Genomic DNA, 26,108 nt, shown 5'->3' on the forward strand with positions numbered 1-26,108 from the left:
CCCCCAGGATCTCGGCTGAGTTGACAGTAGCCCCGTGCAAGTTGCCGGGCGACTATTCGCCAGGGTTCGCCAGGGTGCGCCAGATGGTGTGCCACTGGGCGACGGGTGTCAGGTAGGAAAGCGCCACCCCGACCCGGTCGCCGAGGGACACTCCCCAGGGTGCACCCGGGCGACCGGGCCGGGCGGCGCATGACGTCGCAGGCACACGAAGGGATCTGTACCGACCATGTACACAGCATCGTCCTCCGTGTCCGCCCCGCCCCGGCCGCTGCACCCCCGCCCGGGTGGCGGCGGCCCCTATCTCGACCCCGCACGTCCGGCCGCCCCCGTGCTCGGCGGTGCCGGCCGGACGCGGCGCGCGCCGGGAGTCAACGCTCAACCACTGAGCGGGAGACTCGACTTGTCCGGCCCACAGGGCGCCCAGCTGCGCACGGCCATCGCGTCGGTGCACCGGATCTGCCCGGAGTTCGCTCCGGTACAGGTGCTGCGCCGCAGCGGACGCTCGGTGCTTCTGGTAGGAACGACGGGACGCAGCACGGCTGTCGCGAAGTGTTTACTCGACCACTCCCCCGCCTGGGCGGAGCGGATCCGGCACGAGATAGCTGCATACCGCTCGTTCGTCCGGCACCGCCCGCCCGTGCGGGCCCCCCGGCTGATCGCGGCGGACCCGGAGAACTGCACCCTCGTCATCGAGCGGATGCCGGGGCGGGTGGCGGCACTGCAGCGGCACCCGGCCGAGTCGCCGCCGCGCGCGGACATCAGAGCGGCGCTCGGCTCGATCTGCCGGCTGAACGCCTGGCGGCCGCCGGCCGGCACCTTCGACGCCCCCCTGGACTACGCGGCTCGTATCTCCCGCTACCACGAACTGGGTCTGCTCACCGACCGGGACATGGGTGACCTGCAGAAACTCCTGCACGGCATCGCGCACTCGGCGGGCCGGCAGGGCATGGGCCAGTTCTGCCACGGCGACGCCCTGCTCTCGAACATCCTGCTCTCACCGGCCGGTCCAGTGCTGGTGGACTGGGAGCACGCGGGCTGGTACCTGCCGGGCTACGACCTGGCGACGCTGTGGGCGGTCCTCGGGGACGCCCCGGTGGCCCGCCGCCAGATCAGCCAGATCGCCCAGACGGCGGGTCCCGCCTCGCGCGACGCGTTCCTGGTGAACCTGATGCTGGTCCTGACGCGCGAGATCCGCACCTACGAGACGGCCGTGCAGCGCTCCCTGCACGACATGACCCCGGCCGCACCGGGACCGGCCCACCCGGGTGCCGCGCCGTCCGGCGAGGAGCAGCGGCTGCTGCTGCGGCGGCTGCACGACGACTGCCAGCTGGCCCGCCGGGCCGTCCGCGCGGCGGTCGGCACTCGCTGAAGGGGACCGAGGCCCGTGGTGCGCCCGTGAGAACGGCGCACCGCGGGCCTTCGCGCGTGCCGGGCCGCGCCACCTCACCGGACAGCCACTGGTGTACGCCACTGACGCCCCGCAGGCCCGGAAGCCGCCGCCACGAAACTCCTCCGTGGCCGTCTTGACATGGGAAATCGTCTGCCTCTGGGCATGATTGACGGATCGTCGGCAAGCCGGTAGCACTGACCCGTGCCCGGCACCGCACGCCCCGCCCCACTGTCCCAGGAGGCCGCATTGCGAGGATCCGCCCCCCACCCCCGGCGCACCCCCGGTCACAGACGCGCCCGCACCGCCGCCGGCGCGCTCGCGACGGCGGCCCTCCTGCTGCCGCTGCTCGGCGCCGCCCCCTCGGACGCCGGTACCCTGGCCGCCGGGACCTCCGCCGGCGCGCTCCAGCCGGCGTTCGCGGCCGCGGCCGCCGAGTACCACGTCCCGCGGAGCGTCCTGCTCGCGGTCTCCTATCTCCAGTCCCGCTGGGACACCCATGGCGGCGCGCCGAGCGTCACCGGCGGCTACGGGCCGATGCACCTGACCGACGCCCGCACCGCGCTCGCCCGGGCCCCGCACCACAGCGAGGGCACGGAGGACGCCCGTGGCGACAGTGCCCGCGCGCCCCTGCACCCGGTCGCGAGGATCCCGGCGGACTCCGAACTGCCCGCCCGCCTGAAGACCTTGCCGAAGGCGGCCGAGCTGACCGGCCTGAGCCCCGAGCGCCTGCGGACCGACCCCGCCGCCAACCTGGCCGGCGGTGCCGCGCTGCTGGCGGCCGCCCAGAAGGACCTGGGCGAACCGCCCAGCAAGGATCCGGCGGAGTGGTACGGCGCGGTTGCCCGGTTCTCGGGCGCCGACGACAGTGCGACGGCGGCGGCCTACGCCGACGACGTGTACGCCGTGCTGCGCTCCGGTGAGGCACGCACCACGGACGCGGGCCAGCGGGTCGCCCTGGCCGCGCAGCCGGACCTGGCGCCCGACACCTCGCAGCTGAGGCGGACAGGGCTGCGGACCCCGAGGAAGGCGGGCACCGAGTGCCCCTCGTCGGTGTCCTGCGAGTGGATCCCGGCGCCGTACGAGGAGTTCGGCGACAACGACTACGGCAACCACGACCTGGGTGACCGTCCGGCGTCCCAGAGCATCAGGTACATCGTCGTCCACGACACGGAGGGCGCCTGGGACGGCGTCCTCAACCTGGTCCAGGACCCCACCTATGTGTCGTGGAACTACACGCTGCGCTCCACGGACGGTCACATCGCCCAGCACGTGAAGGCGAAGGACGTCGCCTGGCACGCGGGCAACTGGTACGTCAACGCCAAGTCGATCGGCCTGGAGCACGAGGGTTTCCTGGCGAACCCGGACGCCTGGTACACGGAGGCGATGTACCGGTCGTCGGCGCGACTGGTGAAGTACCTCGCCAAGCGGTACGGCATCCCGCTGGACCGGCAGCACATCCTCGGCCACGACACCGTGCCGGGCCCGACCACCTCGACGGTTCCGGGCATGCACACCGACCCGGGCCCGTACTGGGACTGGCGCCACTACTTCGAGCTGCTGGACCGGCCGCTGAAGGCGACCGGCGGCAAGAAGGGCGGCCTGGTCACCATCCGCCCGGACTACGCCGGCAACCAGCCGGAGTACACGGGTTGCGTCACCTCGGGCCAGCCGTGCGCGGCGCACGGGTCGAGCGAGGTGCGACTGTACTCCGGACCCGGCGAGACCTACCCGCTGATCAAGGACATCGGTCTGGGCACGACTCCCACGACCGGGGTGAACGACCTGTCGTCGCGGGTCTCCACCGGCCAGCAGTACGCGGTGGCCGGACAGGACGGCGACTGGACGGCGATCTGGTACCTCGGGCAGAAGGCCTGGTTCCGCAACCCGGCGGCCGCGCCCGCCGCGGTGAACGCGACCGGCCTGGTCGTCACGCCGAAGGACGGTGCGGCAGATGTCCCGGTGTACGGACGGGCCTATCCGGAGGCGTCCGCCTATCCGGCGGAAGTGCCCGCGCAGGCGGTGTCCCCGCTGCCGTACAGGCTGCCGGCGGGGCAGGAGTACGTGGTCGGTGACAAGGTGCCGGGCGAGTACTACTACGCGGTCACCTTCAGCACCGACTCGCACCGGGTCGTGACCGGCCAGGACCTGTACTACGAGATCCAGTTCGGTCACCGGGTGGCGTTCGTCCGCGCGGCGGACGTGCGCGTGGCGCCGTCGGCAGGCTGACCGCCTCAGCCCTGCTGGAACAGCTCCGCGGGGAGCGGTTTCAGCAGGGCGTACAGGTCGTCGGTGATGGGGCGGTCCCAGGCGGCGATGGTCACCAGGACGTTGTCGCTGCGGTCGAACTGCACGCAGGAGATCCGGCTCTCGGAGAGCTTGAGGCGCCGCACGATCAGCAGGTTGTCGCCCTGCATCACGGGCATGTCCTCGGTGCCGACGACGGTGACCTCCTCGTCGTTCTCCAGGGCGAGCAGCAGCTGCGCCACCTCGAAGGGCACCTCGGTCTCGGCGACGTCGCGGGCCGGGGAGCCCTCCGGCAGATTGCCGATGATCATCGCGGGGCCACGGCCGCCGAACAGGTCGTAGCGCAGGAAGACGCCCTGGCAGGTGCCGTCGGGGGCGGGCAGCAGTCCGGCGCCGAGGTTGCCGGGCCAGTCGCCCGGATCCATGGCCAGGACGTCGAATTCAGGCCCGGCGGGCGTGGCACTGCGGCGGCGGAGGAACGACATGCGGCCATGGTACGTGGCCTGGCGTGTTCCGTGACGTGCGGGCGGTCCCCGTCGGTGGCGATCTCCGCCCGACAGCGCACGGCCGGATCAGCGCCGCGGGGCTCCCTCGGCGGCGTCCTGCCCGCGCGGTTGCTCGCCGAGCGCCCACGCCAGGCCCGTACGGTCGGTGCCGACCTTCCGGCAGACCGCCGACAGCAGCCGTACGACGGTGTGCTCGTCGGTGCGCAGTTCCCCGGCGATCTCGGTGTCGGTGCGGCCGCGGGCGGTGAGGGCGGCGGCGGTGCGTTCGCGGGCGGTGAGGGTGTCGGTCTCGGTGCCGTGCAGGAGGCGCGGGCGCAGGCCGGCGGCGGCGAGTTCGTCCCGGGCCTGCTCGGCCAGGCCGTCGGCGCCGCACTGCACGGCCGCGTCGAGTCCCCGGTAGAGGTGCTCGGCGGCCTCCGCGGGTCGGGCGGTACGGCGCAGTTCGGCACCCAGGGCGACCAGGGCGCAGGCGAGCTCGTAGGCGGCCGGGGAGCGTTCGAGGTGGGCGACGGACTCCTGCAGCAGCGGTACCCGGGCCGATGGCGGGGAGACCTCGGCGGCGATGCGCAGGGCCTGGCCGACGGCGGAGGGCGCGCCGAACTGGCGGGCGCGGTCGACCGCTTCCAGCGCGGTGGCGACGGCGCGTTCGGGGGCCTCGTGGCTCTCGGCGCGGGCGAGGTGGAGCTGCCAGGGGCACCAGGAGGGGTTGCGCACCCCGCGCGGGCCCAGGCGGCGGCCCGCGGCGGACAGCTCCGCGGCGGCCTCCTCGGTGAGCCCGCGGGCGAGGAGGAGTTCGCCGTGCACGGTCTGCGCGTCGGGGAAGACGACGGCGGCCGGGAAGGGCGCGCAGAAGAAGTAGTCGTCGCCCACCCGGGCGGCCTCCTCGACCCGGCCGCGGGCGAGCAGGACCTCGATGAGGATGCCCACCGCGTACCAGTGGGCGGGGGTGCCGGGTCCCACGCGTGCGGCCAGCCGCAGGCCCGCGCGCACGAAGTCCTCGGCCTCGGCGAGCCGGCCGCGGCGGAAGCGGACGTAGGCGAGCAGGGTGTACGCGAAGGAGAGGTGGGCGCCGCGCCAGCCCTGCCGTTCGAAGTCGGCGATGCCGGCGGCGAAGAGTTCCTCGGTGCGGCCCGGCCGGTCGCAGTAGAGGTAGGCGAGGGCGACCAGCACGGGTACCTCGAAACCGCGGTCGGGCTCGGCCCAGCCGAGGCCGCCGACCAGGGCGCGTTCGGCGTGCCGCAGGGCGACCTGGGCGGGTTCGCCGCGCAGGACGGCGTCCCAGGCGCGCAGCCCGATGATGTACCGCTCGGTGAGGTCGCGGCCGGTCAGCCGGTCGGCCAGCCGGGTGAGGCGGCGGGAGCGCGAGGGGTGGTCGGGTTCGTCGGCGCGGAAGGCGTCCCACATGAACTGTTCGGCGACCATGCGCAGCCGGACCCGGGCGTCGTCGGTCACCCGGATCTCGCGGGCGAGGCTGTCGGTGGCCTCGGCGAGGCGGTCGCTGTGGGCGAGGACCTGGGAGAGCCGGTAGACGATGCGGTGGCGCAGGTCCGGGTCGGCGACGGGTTCCTCGAGGGCGGCGCGCAGGTGGTTGACCGTGGTGGCCGGTTCCGTCAGCAGGGAGGCCGAGCCGAGTTCGTACAGGACGGCGGCCCGGTCCTCGAAGGGCGGCGGTTCGCGCAGGGCGCGCGCCAGGTAGCTGCGCGCCGCGTCGGGAGCGCCGGCGCGCAACGTCTCGACGGCGGCGGCGCGCAGTTGCCGTACGACCCAGGTGTCGCCCTCGGGGTGGGTCTCCAGGAGATGCCGGGCCGCGACGGCGGGACCCTGGCCCCCGTCGACGACGCACCAGGCGGCCTGGCCGTGCAGGGCGACGCGGACGCCGGCCGGGATCGCCCGGTAGACGGCGGTGGCGATGAGCGGGTGGACGAACTCCAGGGTCTCGGCGCCGGTGAGGATGCGGGCGCCGCGCAGGGCGTCGGCGGCGTCGGCGGCCTCCTCGTGGCCGAGTCCGGCGACGGCGGCGGCGAGCGGCGGCTGGATCTCGGTGCCGAGCACGGCGCAGGCCCAGGCGAAGCGCACGGTGGAGGCGCCGAGGCGTTCGAGGCGGGCGATGAGGCCACTGCCCTTGACGGCGGCGGCGAGGTCGCGCAGCAGGTGGGCCCCGGGTTCGGTGGGGCTGAGTCCGCGGTCGCGCACCTTGGCGGTCAGTTCGACCGCCTCGAAGGGGTTGCCGGCGGTGACGGCCCAGCACTCGCGGCAGAACGCGTCGTCGGCGTGCGCGCCGAGCGCCTCGCGGACCAGGCGGGTGACGGCGCCCGCGCTGAGCGGTTCCAGATCCAGGGGTCGTCCGCCGGCGCGGCCGGGCAGTCCTCTCAAGGACTCGGCGTGTTCGGGGAGTTCGTCGGGCCGGTAGGCCACGACGACGAGCAGCGGGAGTTGTTCGGCGCGGGGTGCGAACGCGGCGAGCCAGCCCAGTGATTCGGGATCGGCCCAGTGCGCGTCGTCCAGGACGACGACCATGGGGGCGTGCCGCACGGCGAGGTGGGTGAGCACCCAGTCGAGGCCGTCGCGCAGTCCCTGGGGGTCGGGCGGAGCGCCGTCGGTGGGGGCGCACAGGCCGAGGGCGGGTCCGACGATGTCGTACCAACTCCCCAGCGAGGCGCGCAGTTCGCTCTCCTCGGAGCCGGCGAGCGCGGGGTGCAGGAGCTGCCGGGCGACGTGGAAGGCGACGCGCTGCTCCTGTTCGCCGCCGCGGGCGGACATCACGGAGCAGCCGCCCGCGGTGGCGCGGCGGCGGACCTCGGTGAGCAGGGTGGTCTTGCCGATGCCGGCGCGACCGGCGAAGGCGAGGAGCGCGTCCCTGGGGCGGCCGCGGGGCGCGGCGCCGTCCGCGCGCGGACCGGCGAGTTCCGCCAACGCCTCGTCCACGGCGGCGAGTTCGCTCTCGCGCTCGAGGAGCCTGCTGCTCCGTGCGCTGCGCCGGCTCATGGTGCACCCCCCTGTCCCGGCGGGACACCCGCACGGGGAGCGAGCACGCACCGTGACCTACAGGGACCTCAGAGTACGCCGTCGACGGGTCATGCGACCCGGTTCGCGCATTACTGACCGCGTCCGTGGGCGCGGACGGCAGCCGGGCCGCGCGGAGGGGGCTCCGGTGCGGCGGGGCGTACGGGATGGCGAGGCTCGACGAGGCAGCGCGTACGAGGCGGCAGTGCTCGACCCGGCAGCGCGTACGGCGCGGGCGGACCCGGCGCAGACCGTGCCGGCGGCGCACGTACCGTGTCGGCGTGCTGTCCGCCGGGACCGGCGCCCGTCAAGTCGGTCCCGGTGGGGCGCACGCCGGTCATGTCCGAGGACGGCCGGCCGCGGACCTTCCGGAGGGTTCGCCGGGTCGCTCCCGGCGGCGGGTCACGTCAGGTCGAACTCGCCTTCCCGCGCGCCCGAGACGAACGCGCCCCACTCCGCGGGCGAGAAGATCAGGGAAGGGCTCTCCGGGCGGCCACTGTTGCGCATCGCGATGAATCCCTCGACAAAGGCGATCTGGACATCCCCCAGGCCACGGCTGCTCGAGTGCCATTCTGCGCCGCTGAGGTCCAGCTCGGGCTTGTCCCAGCCCATGAGCGGCTGCTGCTGGATGATGGTCTCGGCCACGTCCTGCTCCTCCCGATTGCGTCGTCCGCGGCCAGCCTAGCGACCGGTCCGTGGCGCCGACAGGCCACGTGAGGGGGACCTTTCAGGAGTCGGGGCGCTCGGAGCCCACGAGCCACATGGAGAAGAACTGCGATCCTCCGCCATAGGCGTGCCCCAGCACCCGGCGCGCCCCCTCCACCTGGTGTTCTCCGGCCTGGCCGCGTACCTGGAGGGCCGCCTCCGCGAAGCGGATCATGCCGGAGGCGCCGATCGGATTGGCCGACAGGACTCCCCCGGACATGTTGACGGGCAGGTCGCCGTCCAGTTCGGTGACGCCGGCCTCGGTGAGCTTCCAGCCCTCCCCCTCGTCGGCGAAGCCCAGGTTCTCCAGCCACATGGGCTCGTACCAGGAGAACGGCACGTACATCTCCACGGCGTCGATGTCCCGGCGCGGGTCGGCGACGCCGGCCTGCCGGTACACGTCGGCCGCGCAGTCCTTGCCGGCCTGCGGCGACACGAAGTCCTTGCCGGCGAACAGGGTGGGTTCGCTGCGCATGGCGCCGCCGAGCATCCAGGCGGGCGGCCGGGGCGCGCGGGCGGCTCCGGCGCGGTCGGTGAGGACCATCGCGCAGGCGCCGTCGGAGGAGGGACAGGTCTCCGAGTAGCGGATCGGGTCCCAGAGCATCGGCGAGGACTGGACCTTCTCCAGGGTGAGGTCGTGTTCGTGCAGGTGGGCGTAGGGGTTCTTCAGCGCGTTGCGCCGGTCCTTGTACGCGACCAGCGAGCCGACCGTCTCGGGTGCGCCGGTGCGCCGCATGTACGCGCGTACGTGCGGCGCGAAGAAGCCGCCCGCGCCGGCCAGCAGCGGCTGTTGGAAGGGGATCGGCAGGGACAGGCCCCACATGGCGTTCGACTCGGACTGCTTTTCGAAGGCGAGGGTCAGCACGGTCCCGTGGACGCGCGCCGCCACCAGGTTGGCGGCGACCAGCGCGGTGGACCCTCCGACGGAGCCCGCGGTGTGCACCCGCAGCATCGGTTTGCCGACGGCGCCCAGCGCGTCGGCGAGGTACAGCTCCGGCATCATGACGCCCTCGAAGAAGTCGGGCGCCTTGCCGATGACGACGGCGTCGATGTCGGCCCAGGTCAACTCGGCGTCGTCCAGGGCACGTCGGGCCGCCTCGCGGACGAGTCCCGCGATGGACACGTCCCGGCGCGCGGCGACGTGCTTGGTCTGGCCGATCCCTACGACGGCCACGGGCTCCTTGCTCATCGCGGATCCCCTTCGAGTACGGCGACCAGGTTCTGTTGCAGACAGGGACCGGACGTGGCGTGGGCGAGGGCGCGGTCGGAGACGCCCCGATGGATGCCGGCGGCGGCCTCTCCGACGCGGATCAGCCCGGCGGCCATGACCGGGTTGGCGGCGAGCGCGCCCCCGGACGGGTTGACGCGCACCGAGTCGCCGAGCCGCAGCGCCCGGCGCAGGACGACCTCCTGCGAGGAGAAGGGTGCGTGCAACTCCGCGGTGTCCACGGGGCGTTCGAAGGCGCCCGCGCGTTCGGCGGCCAGGCGGGCCGAGGGGGAGTCGGTGAGGTCGCGGACGCCCAGGCCGTGCGCCTCGATGCGGTGGTCGATGCCGCGGATCCAGGCGGGCCGCGTGCACAGGTCCCGGGCGCGTTCCCCGGCCGCGAGGATCACTGCCGCGGCTCCGTCGCCGACCGGCGGGCAGTCTCCGGTGCGCAGGGGTCGTACGGCGTACTCGCCCTGCGGCACCGAACCGCGCAGTTGGGCGTGGGAGTTGGCGGTGGCGTCCGTGCGGCTGCGGGCGCCGACGGCGGCCAGCGCGGGTTCGTCGGTGGCGCCCGCGTCGATGAGCGCCCGCGCCTGGAGGGCGGCCAGGGAGACGGCGTCGGGCCACAGGGGGGCCACGTAGTACGGGTCGAGCTGCCGGGTCAGGACGTCTCGCACCGACCCGGGTGAGGACTTGCCGTAGGAGTAGACGAGGGCGGTGTCCGCGTCCCCGGTGAGCAGTTTCGTCCAGGCCTCGTACAGCGCCCACGCGCCGTCCATCTCGACGTGCGACTCGGAGATCGGCGGCCAGGCGCCCACGCCGTCGAGGGCGAGGGTGAAGGAGAAGGCCCGGCCGGCCAGGTAGTCGCTGGAGCCGGAGCAGGTGAAGTCGATGTCGGCGGTCTTCAGTCCGGTCGCGTCGAGCACCTCGTGCAGGACCGGCATGAGCATCTCGACCTCGGAGAGTTCCTCGCTCGTGCGCCGGTGGTCGGTCTGCGCGAAGGCGACCACGGCAATGTCACGCGTCACAACAGCTCCTTGTAGGTGTCGTACTCCGCGTCGGGTTCGCCCGTGGGCCGGTAGTGGTCGGGATGGCGGGCGCCCTCCTTCCACACCGGCTCGACGCGCAGGCCCATGCGCACCTGGTCGTAGGGGATGCCCGCGATCCGCCCGTGCAGGGCGAGATCGGCGCCGTCGAGGGCGATGTGGGCGTAGACATAGGGGACCTCGATGTCGAGGTTCTTCGCCTTGATGTTGACGATGCAGTACGTGGTGACCGTGCCGCGCGGACCCACCTCGACCTGTTCCGATGTGGCCAGCCCACATGTGGGGCAGGCACCCCTCGGCGGGACGTACACCTTGCGGCAGTTGGGGCAGCGCTCCCCCACCGTCCGCTGCGCGGAGAGGGCGTCGATGTAGGCGGACTGGGCCCGGCCGGGCGAGTAGGTGTAGTCGAGGCGGGCGGGCGCGACGATGCCCGTGACCATGTCCTCGAACTCGCCGCTGTGGGCCGCTGCCTCGCTTTCTGCGCCGGAGACCGTGACGTCGTCCTCGGCGGCGCCGTCGTACGGCTCGAAGCAGGCGATGTCCGTGATGGCGCCGGTGCGTTCCCCGGCCCAGCGGACCCGCACCCGCATCCCGCTGCGCACGGCGTCGGGGCCGGGCACGTCGAGGACGTGCAGGAGGGCGGTGTCGGCGCCGTCGAGGCGGACCAGGACCCAGGCGAACGGGGTGTCGAGGGGCTGACCGCGGCGGGGTTCGTGGTTCCAGGCCCAGGTGGTGACCGTGCCGGTGGTGGCGACCTCGACGAGATCGCGGATCTCCTCGGCGGTGACCGGGTCGTACTCGACGGGCGGGACGAGCGTCCTGCCGTCGCGGGTCCTGACCCCGAGGACGACCCGCTCCCGCAGACCGGTGAGGAAGGCGCTCTGGACGGGGCCGAGGGAACGGGTGAAGGGGAATTCGAGGACGAGGGGCGCCTTGAGGACTTCGGGCATCGCGGACGGACTCCTTCGCGGCTCGGGCACGCTGGTGGACGGGTGGCCGCGCTCAGGCACGCCGGTAGACGGGCGGCCGTTTCTCGGTGAAGGCGCGGGCGCCTTCCTTGGCGTCGGCGGTGTCGAACACGGGCCAGCCGCGCTTCAGTTCGGCGGCCAGCCCGTCCGACTCGGTCATCTCGGCGGTCTCGTACACGGACGCCTTGACGGCCTCGACGGCCAGCGGGCCGCAGGCGTTGACCTGTTCGGCGATCGCGAGGGCCTCGGCGAGCGCGGTGCCGTCCGGGACGACCCGGCCGACCAGTCCGATGCCGGCGGCCTCCCGGGCGGTGTAGGAGCGGCCGGTGAGCAGCATCTCCAGGGCGTGCGTGCGGGGGATCTGGCGCTGCAGCCGGACGGTGGAGCCGCCGATCGGGAACAGGCCGCGCTTCACCTCGAACAGCCCGAAGGTCGCGGACTCGCCGGCCACCCGGATGTCGGTGCCCTGCAGGATCTCCGTGCCGCCCGCGACGCAGTACCCCTCGACGGCGGCGATCACCGGTTTGCGCGGCCGGTGGTGGCGCAGCATCGCCTTCCAGTGCAGGTCCGGGTCGGCCTTGAGGCGGTCCCGGTGGTGCTCGCCCTCCATGCCCCTGCCCGCGAGGGCCTTGAGGTCCATGCCGGCGCAGAACGCGCCGCCCGCACCGGTCAGCACGACCGAGCGGATCTCGGGGTCCTCGTCGGCTTGGACCCAGCCGTCGTACAGGCCCACGAGCATCGACAACGAGAGCGCGTTCCTGGCCTCCGGCCGGTTGAGCGTGAGCACCAGTGTGGCGCCTTCGCGCCGCACGGTGAGGTGTTCCGTCCCACCCATCGCCCATCTCCCCTCTGAAAGAACGAGAACAGGTTGCAGGAGGCGGGGAAGCACTTCAAGGGTTTTCTGACACACAGTCAGATTTATTCGGCGCGAGCCCTTCCCAGTTGCCCCGCCCTTTGCTCTGATGACCGGCGAGCCGACAGTCGAGCGCCAGGAGGAGCGGTGGAGTACAACATTGCCGACCTGTTCGAGTCGGTCGTCGACGTGGTGCCGGATCGCGAGGCGCTGGTGTACCTGGACCACCCCGGCACGGGCGCGGAACACCGCCTGACGTACGCCGAACTGGACGCGGCGGCCAATCGCGTCGCTCACCACCTGATCGACAGCGGGATACGGCCCGGCGAGCACCTCGGACTGCACCTCTACAACGGCGTCGAGTACCTCCAGACCGTACTCGGCTGCCTCAAGGCGCGGATCGTGCCGGTCAACGTCAACTACCGCTACGTCGAAGAGGAGTTGGTCTACCTCTACCGGGACGCCGACCTGGTCGCCCTGGTCTTCGACGCGGAGTTCACCGACCGGGTCGCGGCGGCGCTGCCGCGGACGGAGAAGCTGCGGCACCTGGTGCGGGTGGGCGCCGCCCCGACCGGGGCCGCCGAGGTGCCCGCCACCGCCTTCACCGACGCCGAGATCACCGGCTCACCGGAGCGCGGCTTCCCGCGGCGCTCGGGCGACGACCAGTTCATCATCTACACCGGCGGTACCACCGGGATGCCCAAGGGCGTGATGTGGCGCCAGGAGGACCTGTTCTTCTCGGGCCTCGGCGGCGGCGCGCCGACCGGGCGACCGGTGGGGAAGCCGCAGGAGATCGCCGAGCGGGTCGCGGCCGGCGGCGCGGGCATCACCTTCTTCCCCACTCCCCCGCTGATGCACGGCACGTCGACGCTGACGGCGTTCATCGGCTTCAACTTCGGGCAACGGGTCGTCCTGCACCGCAAGTTCGTGGCCGAGGAGGTGCTGCGGACCATCGAGAGGGAGAAGGTCACCAGCATCTCCCTGGTGGGCGACGCGATGCTGCGGCCCCTCATCGACGCCCTCGACGGCCCCATGAAGGGCACCGACTGCTCGTCGGTGTTCAGCGTGTCGTCCTCCGGCGCGGTCATGTCCGACACCGTGCGCCGCCAGTTCCGGGCCCACCTGCCGAACGCGATGCTGCTGAACAACTTCGGTTCCTCCGAGTCGGGCTTCAACGGTACGGCGACGGAGGACTCCGGGCCCGAGCGTGGCTTCCGCGTCCGGGTCAACTCCCGCACCCAGGTGGTCGACCCGGCGACGCGCGAGCCGGTCGCCGTGGGCGAGGTGGGCCGCGTCGCGCAGTGCGGCCACGTCCCGCTGGGCTACTACAACGACCCCGCGAAGACCGCGGAGACCTTCTACGAGAAGGACGGTGAGCGCTGGGTGCTGCTGGGCGACATGGCCACCGTCGACGAGGAGGGCGTGGTCACGGTCCTCGGACGCGGTTCGCAGTGCATCAACACGGGCGGCGAGAAGGTCTACCCGGAGGAGGTCGAGCAGGCGCTGAAGTCGCATCCTGACGTGTACGACGCTCTGGTGGCCGGGGTGCCGGACGTGAAGTGGGGCAACCACGTGGCGGCGGTGGTGCAACTGCGGAAGGGGGCGCCACGGCCCTCGCTGGAGGACCTCCAGTCGTACTGCCGCGTCCATCTCGCGGGCTACAAGCTCCCGCGGCAGCTGGTGATCACCGAAGCGATACGCCGCTCGCCCAGCGGCAAGGCGGACTACCGGTGGGCTCGCGAGGTGGCGGTCACGGCGGATCGGTAGACGCGGGACAGCGGGCCACCGGTGGGACTGTCGGGAGCCGTGGGCGTACTCTTTGCGCGCGGTTGACCCGGGCGCTTGAACGGTGGGCCGGGCAGCGCCGTACGCGAGGTCGGCGGCCCGGTCCGGTGGGCCGGGTCCGCCGTGCCATCAGCGTCTTCGCACGGAAGGACCCCCGGGTGTCGCACCTCACGCCCCCTCGTCAACTGCCGGAGACGGACGCGGACGCACCGGACAGAACAACCGCCGAGGACGCCCCGTCCGCTCCCGCGGTGACCGACACGGAGCCCGGCGGCGCGGGGGCCGTGGAGTCGGCCGACGAGCAGGCGACCGGCCCGACGGCCGGGGCGACCGAGCCGACGGCGGGCGTCGAGGCGGAGGACGACGGGGGCGCCGCACGTCCCGCGACCGAGGAGACGGCCGACGGCGCGGAGAACGTGAAGACGGCCGCCGACGACTCGGAGGACGGCAAGGGTGCCGCCGACGGCGCGGAGGGCCGGAAGGGTGCCGCCGACGCCGTCGTCCCGCACCCGGCCCCTGCCGGCGACGGCGACGGCGACGGCGACGAGGCGGACGGCGAGGCCGGCGGTGGGACGGCGGCCGCCACCGGCGCAGCCACCGACTCCTCTTCCCCCCGTCCCGGCTGGTTCGGCCGGCGCCGCCGTCACCCCCGCGCCGCCCGTGCCGTGCGGACGGGCACGAGTGTCCTGGCCGGTGTGCTGGTGTTCGTCGTGCTCGTCATACCCAACCGGCTCGACCGGATGGATCTCCAGTCGTTCCTCCGCCTCCCCGTCGAGGGGATCCTCCTCGCGGCCGTCCTGCTCGTGCTGCCGTCAAAGGCGCGGCGGATCACGGCCGTCGTCCTGGGGGCGTTCCTCGGTCTGTCCGCCGTCCTGAAGTGCCTCGACATGGGCTTCCGCCAGACTCTGGCCCGGCCCTTCGACCTGGTCTTCGACTGGGTCCTGCTGGGCGACGCGGCGGACTGGACGAAGGACTCGTTCGGCCGCTCGGGTGAGGTGCTCGCGATCATCGGACTGATCGTCCTGCTCGTCCTCGTACTCGTGCTGAGCGCGCTCGCGACGGCGCGACTGGCGAACGTGATGGCCCGGCACCGCTCCGTGGCCGTGCGCGGCACGCTGGTCCTCGGCACGGCCTGGATCATCTGCTTCACCCTGGGCGTGCAGTCCGGCGGTGTCACCGTCGCCACCAAGGGCTACAGCCAGTACCTCGCCAACCGCGTGCAGTACGTCCGCGACGGCCTCGGCGACGCCGACGTCTTCAAGAAGCAGCTCGCCGTCGACGCCTTCGCCTCCACCCCGAAGGACCAGTTGCTGACCGGTCTGCGCGGCAAGGACGTGCTGTTCACCTTCATCGAGAGTTACGGCCGGGTGGCGATCGACGATCCGGCGATGGCCCCGGAGATCGACGCGACCCTCAAGGAGGGCGACGCCAGACTCAGGTCGGCCGGCTTCGCGGCGCGCAGCGGCTGGCTCAGGTCGCCCGTGACGGGCGCCGGCAGCTGGCTCGCCCACTCGACGTTCCTGTCCGGCCTGTGGATCAAGAACCAGCAGCGCTACCGGACGCTGACGACCGGCGACCACGCCACCCTCACCAGCTACTTCCAGAAGACGGGCGCCTGGCGCACCGTCGGCATCGTCCCGGGCGTGCGCAAGGCCTGGCCCGAGGGCAAGTACTTCGGACTCGACCACATCTACGACTCCACGCACCTCGGCTACCAGGGGCCCTACTTCAGCTGGACGCCCGTACCCGACCAGTTCAGCCTGGAGGCGTTCCAGCGCCTGGAGCACGGCAAGAAGAACCGCGACCCGATCATGGCGGAGATCATCCTGGCCTCCAGCCACAACCCCTGGGCTCCCATCGCCCACACGATCGACTGGGACGACCTCGGCGACGGATCGGTGTTCGAGCAGATCAAGAAGGAGGGCAAGGACCCGGCGGAGGTCTGGAAGCACCCGGCGAGCGTGCGCACCGAGTACCGCAACGCCATCGAGTACTCCCTGCAGAGCCTGACCCAGTGGATGCAGAGGTACGGCGACAAGAACACCGTCCTCGTCTTCCTCGGCGACCACCAGCCGGTGCCCACCGTCACGGCCGGCAGCACGAGCCGCGACGTCCCCGTCACGATCGTCGCGCACGACCCGAAGGTCCTGGACCGCATCTCCGACTGGGGCTGGACGGACGGTCTCAAGCCGGCCGACGACGCGCCGGAGTGGGGCATGGACACCTTCCGCGACCGCTTCATGACGGCGTACCAGAAGTGAGGCAGCCCCCGGCCCCTCGTGCGGCCGGGGGCTCCGCACCGCCGTGCGCTACGGTGTCGCGTTCCCCGCGAAGAACGCGGCGATGCGACGGGTGAACCACTCCGGATCGTCCAGCCAGGGGAAGTGGCCGGCGCCGGGCTGGACGACGAACTCGGCGTTCGGGAACGCCTGAGCGGCCCGCCGGGCGAGCTCGGGGCGCGGGCCGCCGTCGAGTTCTCCGGCGAGTACCAGCACGGGCGCGGTCAGTTCCTTGAGGGCCGCCCGGGTCGCGGGCGGGTCGTAGGCGCCCTCGGAGCCGTACAGGTCGGCCGCCTCGTCGTTGCCCTCGTCGTCGCCGCGCGCGTCGTGCTGTCGGGCCGTCTCGTCCCAGCGGCCGTAGAAGAACGGGACGAACACGGGGTCGAAGTCCGCTTCGCCCGCGAGCCACTTCCGGAACGGCCCGATGGCCTCGGCGAACCACGGCTCGTCGTGCCGCAGCCGGGCCGCCGCCAGCCGGTCCTCGGCCGTGACGGGGATCCCGAGCGCCCACGGGGTGGCCGTGATCAGCGCCAGCCGGGCCACCCGGTGGGGGTGACGGGCGGCGTGGAGGGTCGCGAGGTTGCCACCCGCCGAGTGCGCCAGCACGTCCATCCGCTCCAGCCCCAGGTGGACGCGCAGCGCCTCCACGTCCCCGACCAGCCGGTCGCAGCGGTACGTCGCCGGGTCCTCGGGCACTCCGGAGTCGCCGGTGCCCCGCAGGTCGAGCAGGATCAGGCGCCGGTGCGCGGCGAGTCCGCCCAGGTCGCCGAGGTAGCGCGGGGCCCGCATGGGGCCCCCGGGCAGCACGACGAGCGGCTCCCCGTCGCCTCGCACGTGGTAGGCCAGCTCGGTTCCGTCGGGCGCGGTGAAGGTCGGCATGGCGTCGATCTTCGTGCCCGCGCGGGGTGAGCGCAACGGAGTTGCCCGGCCGCCCCCGGTACGCACCGGGGGCGGCCGGGCGGCGCGCCGAGAAAAGGGTCGCCGACCCCTTGTCTGAGCCGGCGCTGTTTGGATTACTGATCCGAACAGCTCGACCGAATGATCGGTCGCCCGAATTGACACGCTTGGTGAGGGAGACACCCCCATGGTGGATGCGACGGAGCCGCTGGACGCGGGGGAACGGCTCGACCCGGAGGCGCTGCGGGCCCTCCAGCTGGAGCGGCTGCGTGCCTCCCTGCGGCACGCCTACGATCACGTGCCCTTCTACCGGGAGTCGTTCGACAAGGCCGGTGTCCGCCCCGAGGACTGCCGAAGCCTCGACGATCTGCCCCGGTTCCCCTTCACCACCAAGGCCGACCTGCGGGCCAACTACCCGTACGGGATGTTCGCCGTACCCCAGGAGAAGATCCGCCGGCTGCACGCCTCCAGCGGCACCACCGGCCGCCCCACGGTGGTCGGGTACACGGACGGCGACCTGTCCCGGTGGGCCGACCTGGTCGCCCGCTCCCTCCGCGCGGCGGGCGGACGCCCCGGCGACAAGGTGCATGTGGCATACGGCTACGGCCTGTTCACCGGCGGCCTGGGCGCCCACTACGGAGCCGAGCGGCTCGGCTGCACGGTCATCCCCGCGTCCGGCGGCATGACGGCCCGTCAGGTCCAGCTGATCCGGGACCTGGAGCCGGACGTCATCATGGTGACCCCGTCCTACATGCTCACCCTCCTCGACGAGTTCGAGCGCCAGCGCGTCGACCCGCGCGGCACCTCCCTGCGCGTGGGCGTCTTCGGCGCCGAGCCCTGGACCGAGCGGATGCGTGAGGAGATCGAGGAGCGGTTCGCGATCGACGCCGTCGACATATACGGATTGTCGGAGGTGATGGGCCCGGGTGTCGCGCAGGAGTGCGTGGAGACGAAGGACGGGCTGCACATCTGGGAGGACCACTTCCTGCCGGAGGTCGTCGACCCGATCACGGGCGAGGTGCTGCCGGACGGCGAGCGGGGCGAGCTGGTCTTCACCTCGCTCACCAAGGAGGCCATGCCCGTGGTCCGTTACCGCACCCGGGACCTGACGCGGCTGCTGCCGGGTACGGCCCGGGTGTTCCGGCGGATGGAGAAGGTCACCGGCCGCAGCGACGACATGGTGATCCTGCGCGGGGTGAACCTCTTCCCCACGCAGATCGAGGAGATCGTGCTGCGGACGCCGGGTGTCGCCCCCCACTTCCAGCTCCGGCTGACCCGCGAGGGACGCCTCGACGCCCTGACCGTACGGGCGGAGGCCCGGTCCGACGCGACGCCGGAGACCCGGGACGCGGCCGCCCGGGCGATCACGGCGGCCGTCAAGGACGGCATCGGTGTCTCGGTCGCGGTGGAGATCGTCGACCCGGAGTCCCTGGAACGCTCGGTGGGCAAGATCCGCCGGATCGTGGACCTGCGCCGGGACGAGAAGTAGGAGCTGTCCGGGCGGTCATGGTGGAGGAAGGCGACGGTGCCGGTCCGGCCCCGCGTCTCCGCCGTGACCGGCCGGACAGCTCCCGGGGTCAGCGCTCGCCGTCGCCCTCCGTGCCGCCGATCAGCGCGGTCCGCGGTGGGCCGCCGGACGCCGGGACGAGCTTCGGCGTCAGGGTGACCGTGATGCGCTGGGTCCGCGCGTGGGCGTACTTCCCGTCCGCCCCCGCGTCGACCACCCAGAGCCGGACCTTGGCGTTCGCGCCGGCCTCACGGGTGACGGCCACGGTGGCCTCGATCTCCACCGGACCGAGCTCGAACCGGACGGCCTCACCGGCGCCGTCGGTGAGCGAGTCGGTCAGCTGCTGCCGCAACTCACGGATCATGTCGGACAGTTCGATCACGCTTCCCCCTCGCGCCGCACTACCCGGATGCTACCGACCCCGGCGCCCTCACGCCCCGCCCCCGAACCGGTCCCTGAGTTCCCGCTTGAGGATCTTGCCGCTGGCGTTGCGCGGCAACTCGTCCACGAAGACGACCCGTTTCGGCGCCTTGAACCCGGCGAGGCTCCCCCGGGCGTGCGCGACCAGTTCCTCCTCCGTGACCTCGCCGCGGGCGACGACGACCGCGGTGACGGCCTCGATCCACCGTTCGTCGGGCAGGCCGATCACGGCCACCTCCGCGACGGCCTCGTGCGTGTAGAGCGCGTCCTCCACCTGCCGTGAAGCGACCAGCACCCCGCCGGAGTTGATGACGTCCTTCACCCGGTCGACGACGGTGAAGTAGCCGTGCGCGTCACGGACGGCGAGGTCGCCCGAGTGGAACCAGCCGTCGCGGAACGCCTCGACGGTCTCCTCCGGCTTGTCCCAGTATCCCTCGCACAACTGCGGTGAGCGGTAGACGATCTCACCGGCCGTGCCGTCGGGCACCTCCTTGCCGTGCTCGTCCACCACCCGGGCGTCGACGAAGAGCACGGTCCGGCCACAGGAGTCCATCCGGCCCTTGTGCTCGTCGGGCGCCAGCACCATGGCGAGGGGACCGATCTCGCTCTGCCCGAAGCAGTTGTAGAAGGCCAGCTTCGGCAGCCGCTCGCGCAGACGTTCCAGGACGGGCACCGGCATGATCGAGGCGCCGTAGTACGCCTTCCGCAGACCGCTGAGGTCGCGGGTGGTGAAGTCGGGGCGGTTGGCCAGGCCGATCCAGACGGTGGGCGGGGCGAAGACGCTGTCGACGCGGTCCGCCTCGATCAGGTCGAACAGCGTGTCGCCGTCCGGCGCGTCGAGGATGATGCTGGTGGCCCCGACGGCGAGGTAGGGCAGCAGGAACACGTGCAGTTGCGCCGAGTGGTACAGCGGCAGCGCGTGCGCCGGCCGGTCCCCCGCGCTCAGGTCGAGGGCGGTGATCGCGCTGAGGTACTCGTGCACCAGGCCCCGGTGGGTCATCATCGCGCCCTTGGGCAGGGCGGTGGTCCCGGACGTGTACAGCAGCTGCACCAGGTCCTCGCTGCGCGGCTCCGGGCCCTCGTGCGGCGGCGCCGTCGCCAGCAGCGCCAGCAGCGAGTCCTCGGCGTCCCGCAGAGGCAGCGTCGCCACCCCGTCGGGGAGCCGGCCGGCCAGGTCGGGATCGGTGAGGACCAGGGTGCTGCCGGACTGCCGGACCAGGTACGCGAGGTCCTCGCCGGTGAGGTGGTTGTTCACCGGTACGTGCACCAGTCCGGCGCGGGCGCACGCGAGGAAGCCGATGAGGTACGCGTCCGAGTTGCGGCCGTAGGCGGCGACCCGGTCGCCGGGGACGGACCCCCGGGCGAGCAGGGCGCTCGCCGCGCGGGAGACCGCCTCGTCCAGTTCCTCGTAGGTCCATGAGCGGTCGCCGTACTCGACCGCGACCCGCGCGGGGGTACGTCGGGCGGAGCGTCGCAGTACTCCGTCGACCGTGCTGCCGTGTCCGGGCGTCATGACACATGATCCTCGGCCCGCCGCGAGGCCAGGTCAAGCCGCGGCACGACGGCCCGCGCGTACGGCACCACCGGGCGGGATCCGGTGCGGGGGCGCGGGTGCGAGGGGCCGTGACTGAGCGACGCCGCGACGCCGGTGCCGGCCGTGTGTGGTCCGGCTCCGTGTGCGCACCGCACATGGGGCGGGAGCACACCTCGCCTGCGCCGGGGTGTGGACCCGGGCCCTCGGCCCGTCTCGGTGTGGGCACGGCCCATGGACCCGGAGCACATGTCGCCTCACCAGGACGTGGCTCGGCCCCCCACCCTGTGCGCGCTCCACCACGTGCTCGCCCCACCACGTGTGCGCCCCGCCCTGTGTGCGCCCCGCGCCCCACCCGCAGCGCGCCGGCCCGCCCCGCCTCATCCCGGGATGTGGGCCAGCTTGTCCGGGTTGAGGACGACGTAGAGGTTGTCCACGCCGCCGTCGGTGACGTCGACGGTGAGGAGCCGGGGGCTGCCGTCGACCGTGCCGGCCAGGGAGGGGCGGCCGTTGACGTCCACGAGGCGGGGCGCACCGAACGGCCGACCGGTGAACAGGTCCGCGAAGTGGGCGGCGACCTGCTCCCGTCCCCCGATCGGGCGCAACGCGGCCCGCACCTTGCCGCCGCCGTCACTGTGGACGACGGCGTCCTCGGTCAGCAGTCCGGCCAGTCCCGCCGCGTCGCCGCTGCGCGCGGTCTCCAGGAACAGGGTCAGCAGGGCGGCGTGCGCGTCCTCGGCGAGAGCGAAGCGGTCGCGCCCGGCGGCGAGCAGACGGGCGGCCCGGTGGTGCAGCCGGGTGCAGCTGGTCACGGTCGTGTCGAGGATGCGGGCGGTCTCCCCGTACCCCACCTCGAATCCCTCCGTGAGCACGAACACGGCGCGCTCCGGGGGTGACAGACCCTCCATCAGGTGGACGGTGGCGTAGGCGACGGTGTGGCGCAGCCCGGCCGTGGTGAGCGGGCCGAGTGCCACGGTGGCCACCGGTTCCGGGAGCCAGGGCCCGACGTACGCCTCACGGGCCGCCCGCGCCGCCCGCAGCTGGTCGAGGGCGAGCCGGGACACTGCCGTGACGAGGAAGGTCCGGGGTTCGCGCACCTCGTCGCGGCCGCCGACCCACCATCGGGCGTACGCCTCGTGGACGACGTCCTCGGCGTCCCCCATGCTGCCGAGCAGCCGGTAGGCGAGTCCGAGGAGCCAGGGGCGGTACGTCTCGAACGGCTCCATGTCCAACTTCCGTGTCCTTCCGGCGGGTTCGTCGAGCGGCACGCGCGCCGGCCGGCGCGGTGGCCGGCCCGGCGCGCCAGACGGCATAACGAGGCCGTCGGCCCATGGTGCGGGTGGCGCGCGCACTGTCCTCGCGCGCCCTCCGCCTTCCGCCGGGCGAAACGCCGCTCACGAAGGTCCCGGAGCCGGTCTACACGCGCCGGGTGCGGCCTTCCCAGTAAGGGTCGCGCAGCCGCCGCTTGTAGAGCTTTCCGTTGGGATCCCGGGGCATCTCGGCGATGAAGTCGACGTTCCTGGGCCGTTTGTAGCCGGCGAGCTGTTCGGCGCAGTGGCCCAGGATCGAGGCGGCGAGGCCGGGGCCGGGTTCGTGGCCCGGTGCCGGTTCGACGACGGCCCTGACCTCCTCGCCCCAGTCGTCGTGCGGGATGCCGAAGACGGCGGCGTCCGCTACGGCGGGGTGGGCGAGCAGGACGGACTCGATCTCGGCCGGGTAGATGTTGACCCCACCCGAGATGATCATGTCGATCTTGCGGTCGCGGAGAAAGAGGTAGCCGTCCTCGTCGAGGTATCCGAGGTCGCCGACGGTGAAGAAGTCACCGATGCGGTTCTTGCGGGTCTTGGTCTCGTCCTTGTGGTAGGCGAAGCCGCCGGTGTTCATCTTGAGGTACACGGTGCCGAGTTCACCGGGTGGCAGCCGCTTGCCGTCGTCGTCGAAGACGGCGAGTTCACTGATCGGCCAGGCCCTGCCGACGGTTCCGGGTTTCTTCAGCCAGTCCTCGGCGGTGGCGAAGGCGCCGCCGCCCTCGCTGGCCGCGTAGTACTCCTCGACGCAGTGCCCCCACCAGTCGATCATGGCCCGTTTGACGTGGTCCGGGCAGGGGGCGGCGCCGTGGATGGCGTGCCGCATGGAGGAGACGTCGTAGCGGGCGCGCACGTCCTCGGGGAGGGCGAGCAGGCGGTGGAACTGGGTCGGAACCATATGGGTGTGCGTGCACCCGTGGGCGTCGATGAGGCGGAGCATCTCCTCGGGCGTCCACTTGTCCATCAGCACCAGCCGGTGGCCGATGTGCAGGGACGCGCCCGCGAACTGGAGCACGGCGGTGTGGTAGAGCGGCGAGCAGACCAGGTGCACGTTGCCGTCGAACGGCTTGATCCCGAAGATGCCGAGGAAGCCGCCGAGATACGCCTCCTCGGGCACCCTGCCGGACAGCGGGCGGCGGATGCCGCGGGGGCGGCCGGTGGTGCCCGAGGTGTAGTTCATGACCCAGCCGAGGGTGCGGTCGCGGGGCGCCGAGTCGGGCTGTCCGTCGAGGAGTTCGGCGTACGGCCGGAAGCCCTCGACCGTGCCGACGGCGTAGCGGTGGGTGGCGGGCAGGCCGGCCTCGTCGGCGGCGTGCCGGGCGGGGCCGGCGAACCGCTCGTGCGTGATGAGCACCTTGGCACCGGAGTCGGCGACGATCCAGCCGATCTCGGGGCCCACGAAGTGGTGGTTGACGGGCACGAGGTAGAAGCCGGCCTGGGTGGCGGCCAGGTAGGCGGTGAGGAACTCGGCTCCGTTGGGCAGGACGACCGCGAAGGCGTCGCCGCGTTCGAGTCCGGCGGCGCGCAGGCCGTGGACGAGCCGGTTGGCGGCGGTGTTCAGGCGGCCTGCGCTCCACTCCTGGCCGTCGGGGGCGACGAGGACCGTGCGGTCGGGGTCCTGGGCGGCCTGGGCCCAGAATCCGACGGGGGGCGTGCCGGTGGCACCGGCGGGGGGTGTGCTCACGACTGTGCGCTCCTTCCGGCGATGCGGTTGATGCGGTCGACGGCCCGCTCGAAGCCGGCCGTGAGGTCGTCGAAGACGGCCTGGACGCTGCGTTCGCCGTTCATCCGGCCGACGATCTGCCCGACGGGCGTGCCGAGCAGGGGCTCGACCTCGTGCTTCTGGATGCGGGAGACGGCTTCGGCGACGAGCAGGCCCTGCAGCGGCATGGGCAGGGTGCCGGGTCCGTCGGGGTCGTCCCAGGCGTCGGTCCACTCGGTGCGCAGCTGACGCGCGGGTTTTCCGGTCAGGGCCCGGGAGCGGACGGTGTCGCCGGAGCCGGCGGCCAGGAGTTTGCGGGTCAGGGCGGCCGAGTGGAGGTCCGCCTCTGTGGTGGTCAGCCACATGGAGCCCAGCCACACACCCTGGGCACCGAGGCTGAGCGCGGCGGCCACCTGCTGTCCGCTGCCGATGCCGCCGGCGGCCAGCACGGGCAGCGGGTCGACGGCGTCGACGACCTCCGGGGTGAGCACCATGGTGGCGATCTCGCCGGTGTGGCCACCCGCCTCGTAGCCCTGGGCGACGACGATGTCGATGCCCGCCTCCGCGTGTTTGCGGGCGTGCCGTGCGCTGCCGGCGAGGGCGGCGACCAGGACGCCCTGGTCGTGGGCGCGGGCGACGACGTCGGCGGGCGGGGAGCCGAGGGCGTTGGCGAGCAACCGGATCGGGTAGTCGAAGGCGACGTCGAGCTGGCTGCGGGCGACCTGCTCCATCCATCCGGTGATGCGCCAGCCGGACGCCTCTCCCGCGTCGAGTCCGGGGACGCCGTACTTGGCGAGGGTGTCCGCGACGAACCGGCGGTGCCCCTCGGGGATCATCGCCTCGACCTCGGCCTCGCTGACGCCTTCGACCTTCTTCGCGGGCATCACGACGTCGAGGCCGTACGGTCTGCCGCCGACGTGCGCCTCCAGCCAGTCGAGGTCGCGCTTGAGGTCGTCGGGCGCGGTGTAGCGGACCGCGCCGAGCACCCCGAAGCCGCCGGCCCGGCTGATGGCCGCGGCGACGGCGGGGAACGGCGTGAAGCCGAAAATGGCGTGCTCGACTCCCAGTCTCTTGCTCAACTCCGTCTGCATGGGCGCAGAATGCCGCAGTCCTCCGGACGACGGAAGACCTTTTCTGATGCTCCGTCAGATTTCCGGCCGCGCCTCCAGCACCGCCATCGCCGCGTTGTGTCCCGGCACCCCGCTCACCCCGCCGCCGCGCACCGCGCCCGCGCCGCACAGCAGCACGTTCGGGTGTCGGGTCTCCACGCCCCAGCGGCCGGTGTCCTCGCGCGTGTGCGGCCAGGCGAGTTCGCGGTGGAAGATGTTGCCGCCCGGCAGCCGCAGGTCGCGCTCCAGGTCCAGCGGTGTCTTCGCCTCGATGCAGGGGCGGCCGTCCGCGTCGGTGGCCAGGCAGTCGGCGAGCGGTTCGGCGAGGTGCGCGTCGAGTTGCGCCAGGGTGGACTTCACCAGTTCGTCCCGTACGGCGTCGTTGTCCCGGTCGAAGAGCCGCGCGGGGGTGTGCAGGCCGAAGAGGGTGAGCGTCTGGTAGCCCTGGTCGACGAGGTCCGGGCCAAGGATCGTCGGGTCGGTGAGGGAGTGGCAGTAGATCTCCGAGGGCGGGGCGGTGGGCAGTTCACCGGAGGCGGCCTGGCCGTGGGCGACGGCGAGTTGCCGGTAGCCCTCGGCGATGTGGAAGGTGCCGGCGAACGCCTCACGCGGGTCGACGGAGCCGTCCCGCAGGCGCGGCAGCCGGTTCAGCAGCATGTTGATCTTCAGCTGGGCGCCCTCCGCGGGCTCGGGGGCGGGGTCACCCGTGAGCGCGGCCAGCTCCTGCGGGGAGGCGTTGACCAGGACGTGCCGGGCGGCGACCACGCCCTCCCCGTCCGCGGTGCGGTGCACGACCTCGGCGGTGCGTCCGTCGGTGTCGACGCGCACCACCTCGTGGCCGGTGGCGAGGACGGCGCCCGCCGCCCGCGCCGCCCCGGCCAGTGCTCCGGTCAGGGCGCCCATGCCGCCCACGGGCACGTTCCAGTCACCGGTGCCGCCGCCGATCACGTGGTAGAGGAAGCAGCGGTTCTGCGGCAGCGCCGGGTCGTGGGCGTCGGCGAAGGTGCCGATGAGGGCGTCGGTGAGGACGACACCCCGAACCAGGTCGTCCTCGAAGCGGTTCTCGATCGCGACGCCGATCGGCTGCTCGAAGAGGGTCTGCCAGGCTTCCTCGTCGTCGACGCGCCGGCGCAGTTCCTCGCGGGTGGGCAGCGGTTCGGTGAGCGTGGGGAAGACCTGTCGGGCGACATGGCCGGTCAGGTCGTAGAAGCGCCGCCACGCCTCGTACTCCCGCTCGCCGCCCGTCAGGCGGGCGAAGGCCTCACGGGTCCGGCGTTCGCCGCCGCCGACCAGCAGTCCGGTGGCGCGGCCGTCCCGTTCCACGGGGGTGTACGACGAGACGGTGCGGGCGCGGACGCGGAAGTCGAGGCCCAGGTCCCGCACGATCTTCTTCGGCAGCAGGCTGACCAGGTAGGAGTAGCGCGACAGACGGGCGTCGACCCCGGTGAAGGGGCGGGTGGAGACGGCGGCGCCCCCGGTCTGCTCCAGCCGCTCCATGACCAGCACCGACCGGCCGGCCCGGGCCAGGTAGGCGGCGGCGACCAGGCCGTTGTGGCCTCCGCCGACGATGACGACGTCGTAGGTCCGGGATCCCTCGAGTGCAGGCATCCCTCTTGGTAACACGGGGTGATCCAGGTCGGCCAGAGATG

The 26,108-nt window shown here is 72.8% G+C and carries 19 protein-coding genes; 5 read left to right on the plus strand and 14 right to left on the minus strand.

Annotated features, from left to right (window positions below; translation table 11 throughout):
- Positions 1-226: 226 nt before the first annotated feature.
- Both ABZT03_RS16155 and ABZT03_RS16160 read left to right on the plus strand, forming a co-directional pair.
- Positions 227-1,369, plus strand: a complete 1,143-nt coding sequence (locus tag ABZT03_RS16155) for an aminoglycoside phosphotransferase family protein (protein WP_356039283.1) — start codon at positions 227-229, stop codon at positions 1,367-1,369.
- 267 nt (positions 1,370-1,636) lie between these two features.
- The gene (locus ABZT03_RS16160; RefSeq protein WP_356039286.1) at positions 1,637-3,616 is read left to right on the plus strand and encodes an N-acetylmuramoyl-L-alanine amidase; all 1,980 of its coding nucleotides are present in this window, start codon (positions 1,637-1,639) and stop codon (positions 3,614-3,616) included.
- A 5-nt stretch (positions 3,617-3,621) separates the two neighbouring features.
- On the opposite strand, the gene ABZT03_RS16165 is transcribed toward ABZT03_RS16160, so the two are convergent.
- From ABZT03_RS16165 to ABZT03_RS16195, 7 genes are all read right to left on the minus strand, one after another.
- Entirely contained in the window at positions 3,622-4,119 is a 498-nt protein-coding gene (locus ABZT03_RS16165; RefSeq protein WP_356039288.1) for a hypothetical protein, read from the minus strand.
- Positions 4,120-4,206: 87 nt separating this feature from the next.
- Entirely contained in the window at positions 4,207-7,125 is a 2,919-nt protein-coding gene (locus ABZT03_RS16170; RefSeq protein WP_356039291.1) for an AAA family ATPase, read from the minus strand.
- A gap of 420 nt (positions 7,126-7,545) precedes the next feature.
- Positions 7,546-7,788 (minus strand): DUF397 domain-containing protein, encoded by a 243-nt coding sequence (locus tag ABZT03_RS16175; protein WP_356039294.1) that lies wholly within the window; start codon positions 7,786-7,788, stop codon positions 7,546-7,548.
- A gap of 82 nt (positions 7,789-7,870) precedes the next feature.
- Positions 7,871-9,037: a thiolase domain-containing protein gene (locus ABZT03_RS16180; RefSeq protein ID WP_356039297.1), complete on the minus strand. Its 1,167-nt coding sequence runs from the start codon at positions 9,035-9,037 to the stop codon at positions 7,871-7,873.
- On the minus strand, positions 9,034-10,083 hold the full coding sequence (locus ABZT03_RS16185; protein WP_356039300.1) for a thiolase domain-containing protein: 1,050 nt from the start codon (positions 10,081-10,083) through the stop codon (positions 9,034-9,036). The genes ABZT03_RS16180 and ABZT03_RS16185 overlap by 4 nt, the downstream gene beginning before the upstream one ends.
- Positions 10,080-11,051: an OB-fold domain-containing protein gene (locus tag ABZT03_RS16190; protein WP_356039302.1), complete on the minus strand. Its 972-nt coding sequence runs from the start codon at positions 11,049-11,051 to the stop codon at positions 10,080-10,082. The genes ABZT03_RS16185 and ABZT03_RS16190 overlap by 4 nt, the downstream gene beginning before the upstream one ends.
- A gap of 52 nt (positions 11,052-11,103) precedes the next feature.
- A complete protein-coding gene (locus tag ABZT03_RS16195) occupies positions 11,104-11,904 on the minus strand; it encodes a crotonase/enoyl-CoA hydratase family protein (protein ID WP_356039305.1) in 801 nt (266 codons plus the stop codon).
- A 165-nt stretch (positions 11,905-12,069) separates the two neighbouring features.
- Between ABZT03_RS16195 and ABZT03_RS16200 the strand changes: the two genes are divergently transcribed.
- Together ABZT03_RS16200 and ABZT03_RS16205 are read left to right on the plus strand one after the other, a co-directional pair.
- Positions 12,070-13,689: an acyl-CoA synthetase gene (locus tag ABZT03_RS16200; RefSeq protein WP_356039308.1), complete on the plus strand. Its 1,620-nt coding sequence runs from the start codon at positions 12,070-12,072 to the stop codon at positions 13,687-13,689.
- Between the two features lie 176 nt (positions 13,690-13,865).
- Positions 13,866-15,968 carry a sulfatase gene (locus ABZT03_RS16205; RefSeq protein ID WP_356039311.1) on the plus strand — a complete coding sequence of 701 codons (2,103 nt, stop codon included), beginning with the start codon at positions 13,866-13,868 and terminating at the stop codon, positions 15,966-15,968.
- 48 nt (positions 15,969-16,016) lie between these two features.
- On the opposite strand, the gene ABZT03_RS16210 is transcribed toward ABZT03_RS16205, so the two are convergent.
- On the minus strand, positions 16,017-16,865 hold the full coding sequence (locus ABZT03_RS16210; protein ID WP_356039314.1) for an alpha/beta hydrolase: 849 nt from the start codon (positions 16,863-16,865) through the stop codon (positions 16,017-16,019).
- A gap of 205 nt (positions 16,866-17,070) precedes the next feature.
- On the opposite strand from ABZT03_RS16210, the gene paaK reads away from it, so the two are divergent.
- Positions 17,071-18,372, plus strand: a complete 1,302-nt coding sequence (paaK, locus tag ABZT03_RS16215) for a phenylacetate--CoA ligase PaaK (protein ID WP_356039317.1) — start codon at positions 17,071-17,073, stop codon at positions 18,370-18,372.
- Positions 18,373-18,460: 88 nt separating this feature from the next.
- Here the strand turns inward: paaK and ABZT03_RS16220 are convergent, their stop codons facing one another.
- The 6 genes from ABZT03_RS16220 to ABZT03_RS16245 all read right to left on the minus strand — a co-directional run bounded on the left by ABZT03_RS16220 (position 18,461) and on the right by ABZT03_RS16245 (position 26,067).
- Positions 18,461-18,772 (minus strand): trypco2 family protein, encoded by a 312-nt coding sequence (locus ABZT03_RS16220; RefSeq protein WP_356039320.1) that lies wholly within the window; start codon positions 18,770-18,772, stop codon positions 18,461-18,463.
- Between the two features lie 48 nt (positions 18,773-18,820).
- Complete coding sequence (locus ABZT03_RS16225) at positions 18,821-20,323, minus strand: acyl-CoA synthetase (protein ID WP_356039323.1); 1,503 nt, start codon at positions 20,321-20,323, stop codon at positions 18,821-18,823.
- A gap of 398 nt (positions 20,324-20,721) precedes the next feature.
- Complete coding sequence (locus ABZT03_RS16230) at positions 20,722-21,567, minus strand: sigma factor (RefSeq protein ID WP_356039326.1); 846 nt, start codon at positions 21,565-21,567, stop codon at positions 20,722-20,724.
- Between the two features lie 190 nt (positions 21,568-21,757).
- Positions 21,758-23,332, minus strand: a complete 1,575-nt coding sequence (locus ABZT03_RS16235; protein ID WP_356039329.1) for an acyl-CoA synthetase — start codon at positions 23,330-23,332, stop codon at positions 21,758-21,760.
- Entirely contained in the window at positions 23,329-24,441 is a 1,113-nt protein-coding gene (locus ABZT03_RS16240; RefSeq protein ID WP_356039332.1) for a nitronate monooxygenase family protein, read from the minus strand. Before ABZT03_RS16240 ends, ABZT03_RS16235 begins: the two co-directional genes overlap by 4 nt.
- 54 nt (positions 24,442-24,495) lie before the next feature.
- Positions 24,496-26,067 carry an NAD(P)/FAD-dependent oxidoreductase gene (locus ABZT03_RS16245; protein WP_356039334.1) on the minus strand — a complete coding sequence of 524 codons (1,572 nt, stop codon included), beginning with the start codon at positions 26,065-26,067 and terminating at the stop codon, positions 24,496-24,498.
- Between the last annotated feature and the right edge of the window lie 41 nt (positions 26,068-26,108).

Origin of the sequence: Streptomyces sp. NPDC005574 (assembly GCF_040605435.1) — a bacterium.
Taxonomy (GTDB): domain Bacteria; phylum Actinomycetota; class Actinomycetes; order Streptomycetales; family Streptomycetaceae; genus Streptomyces.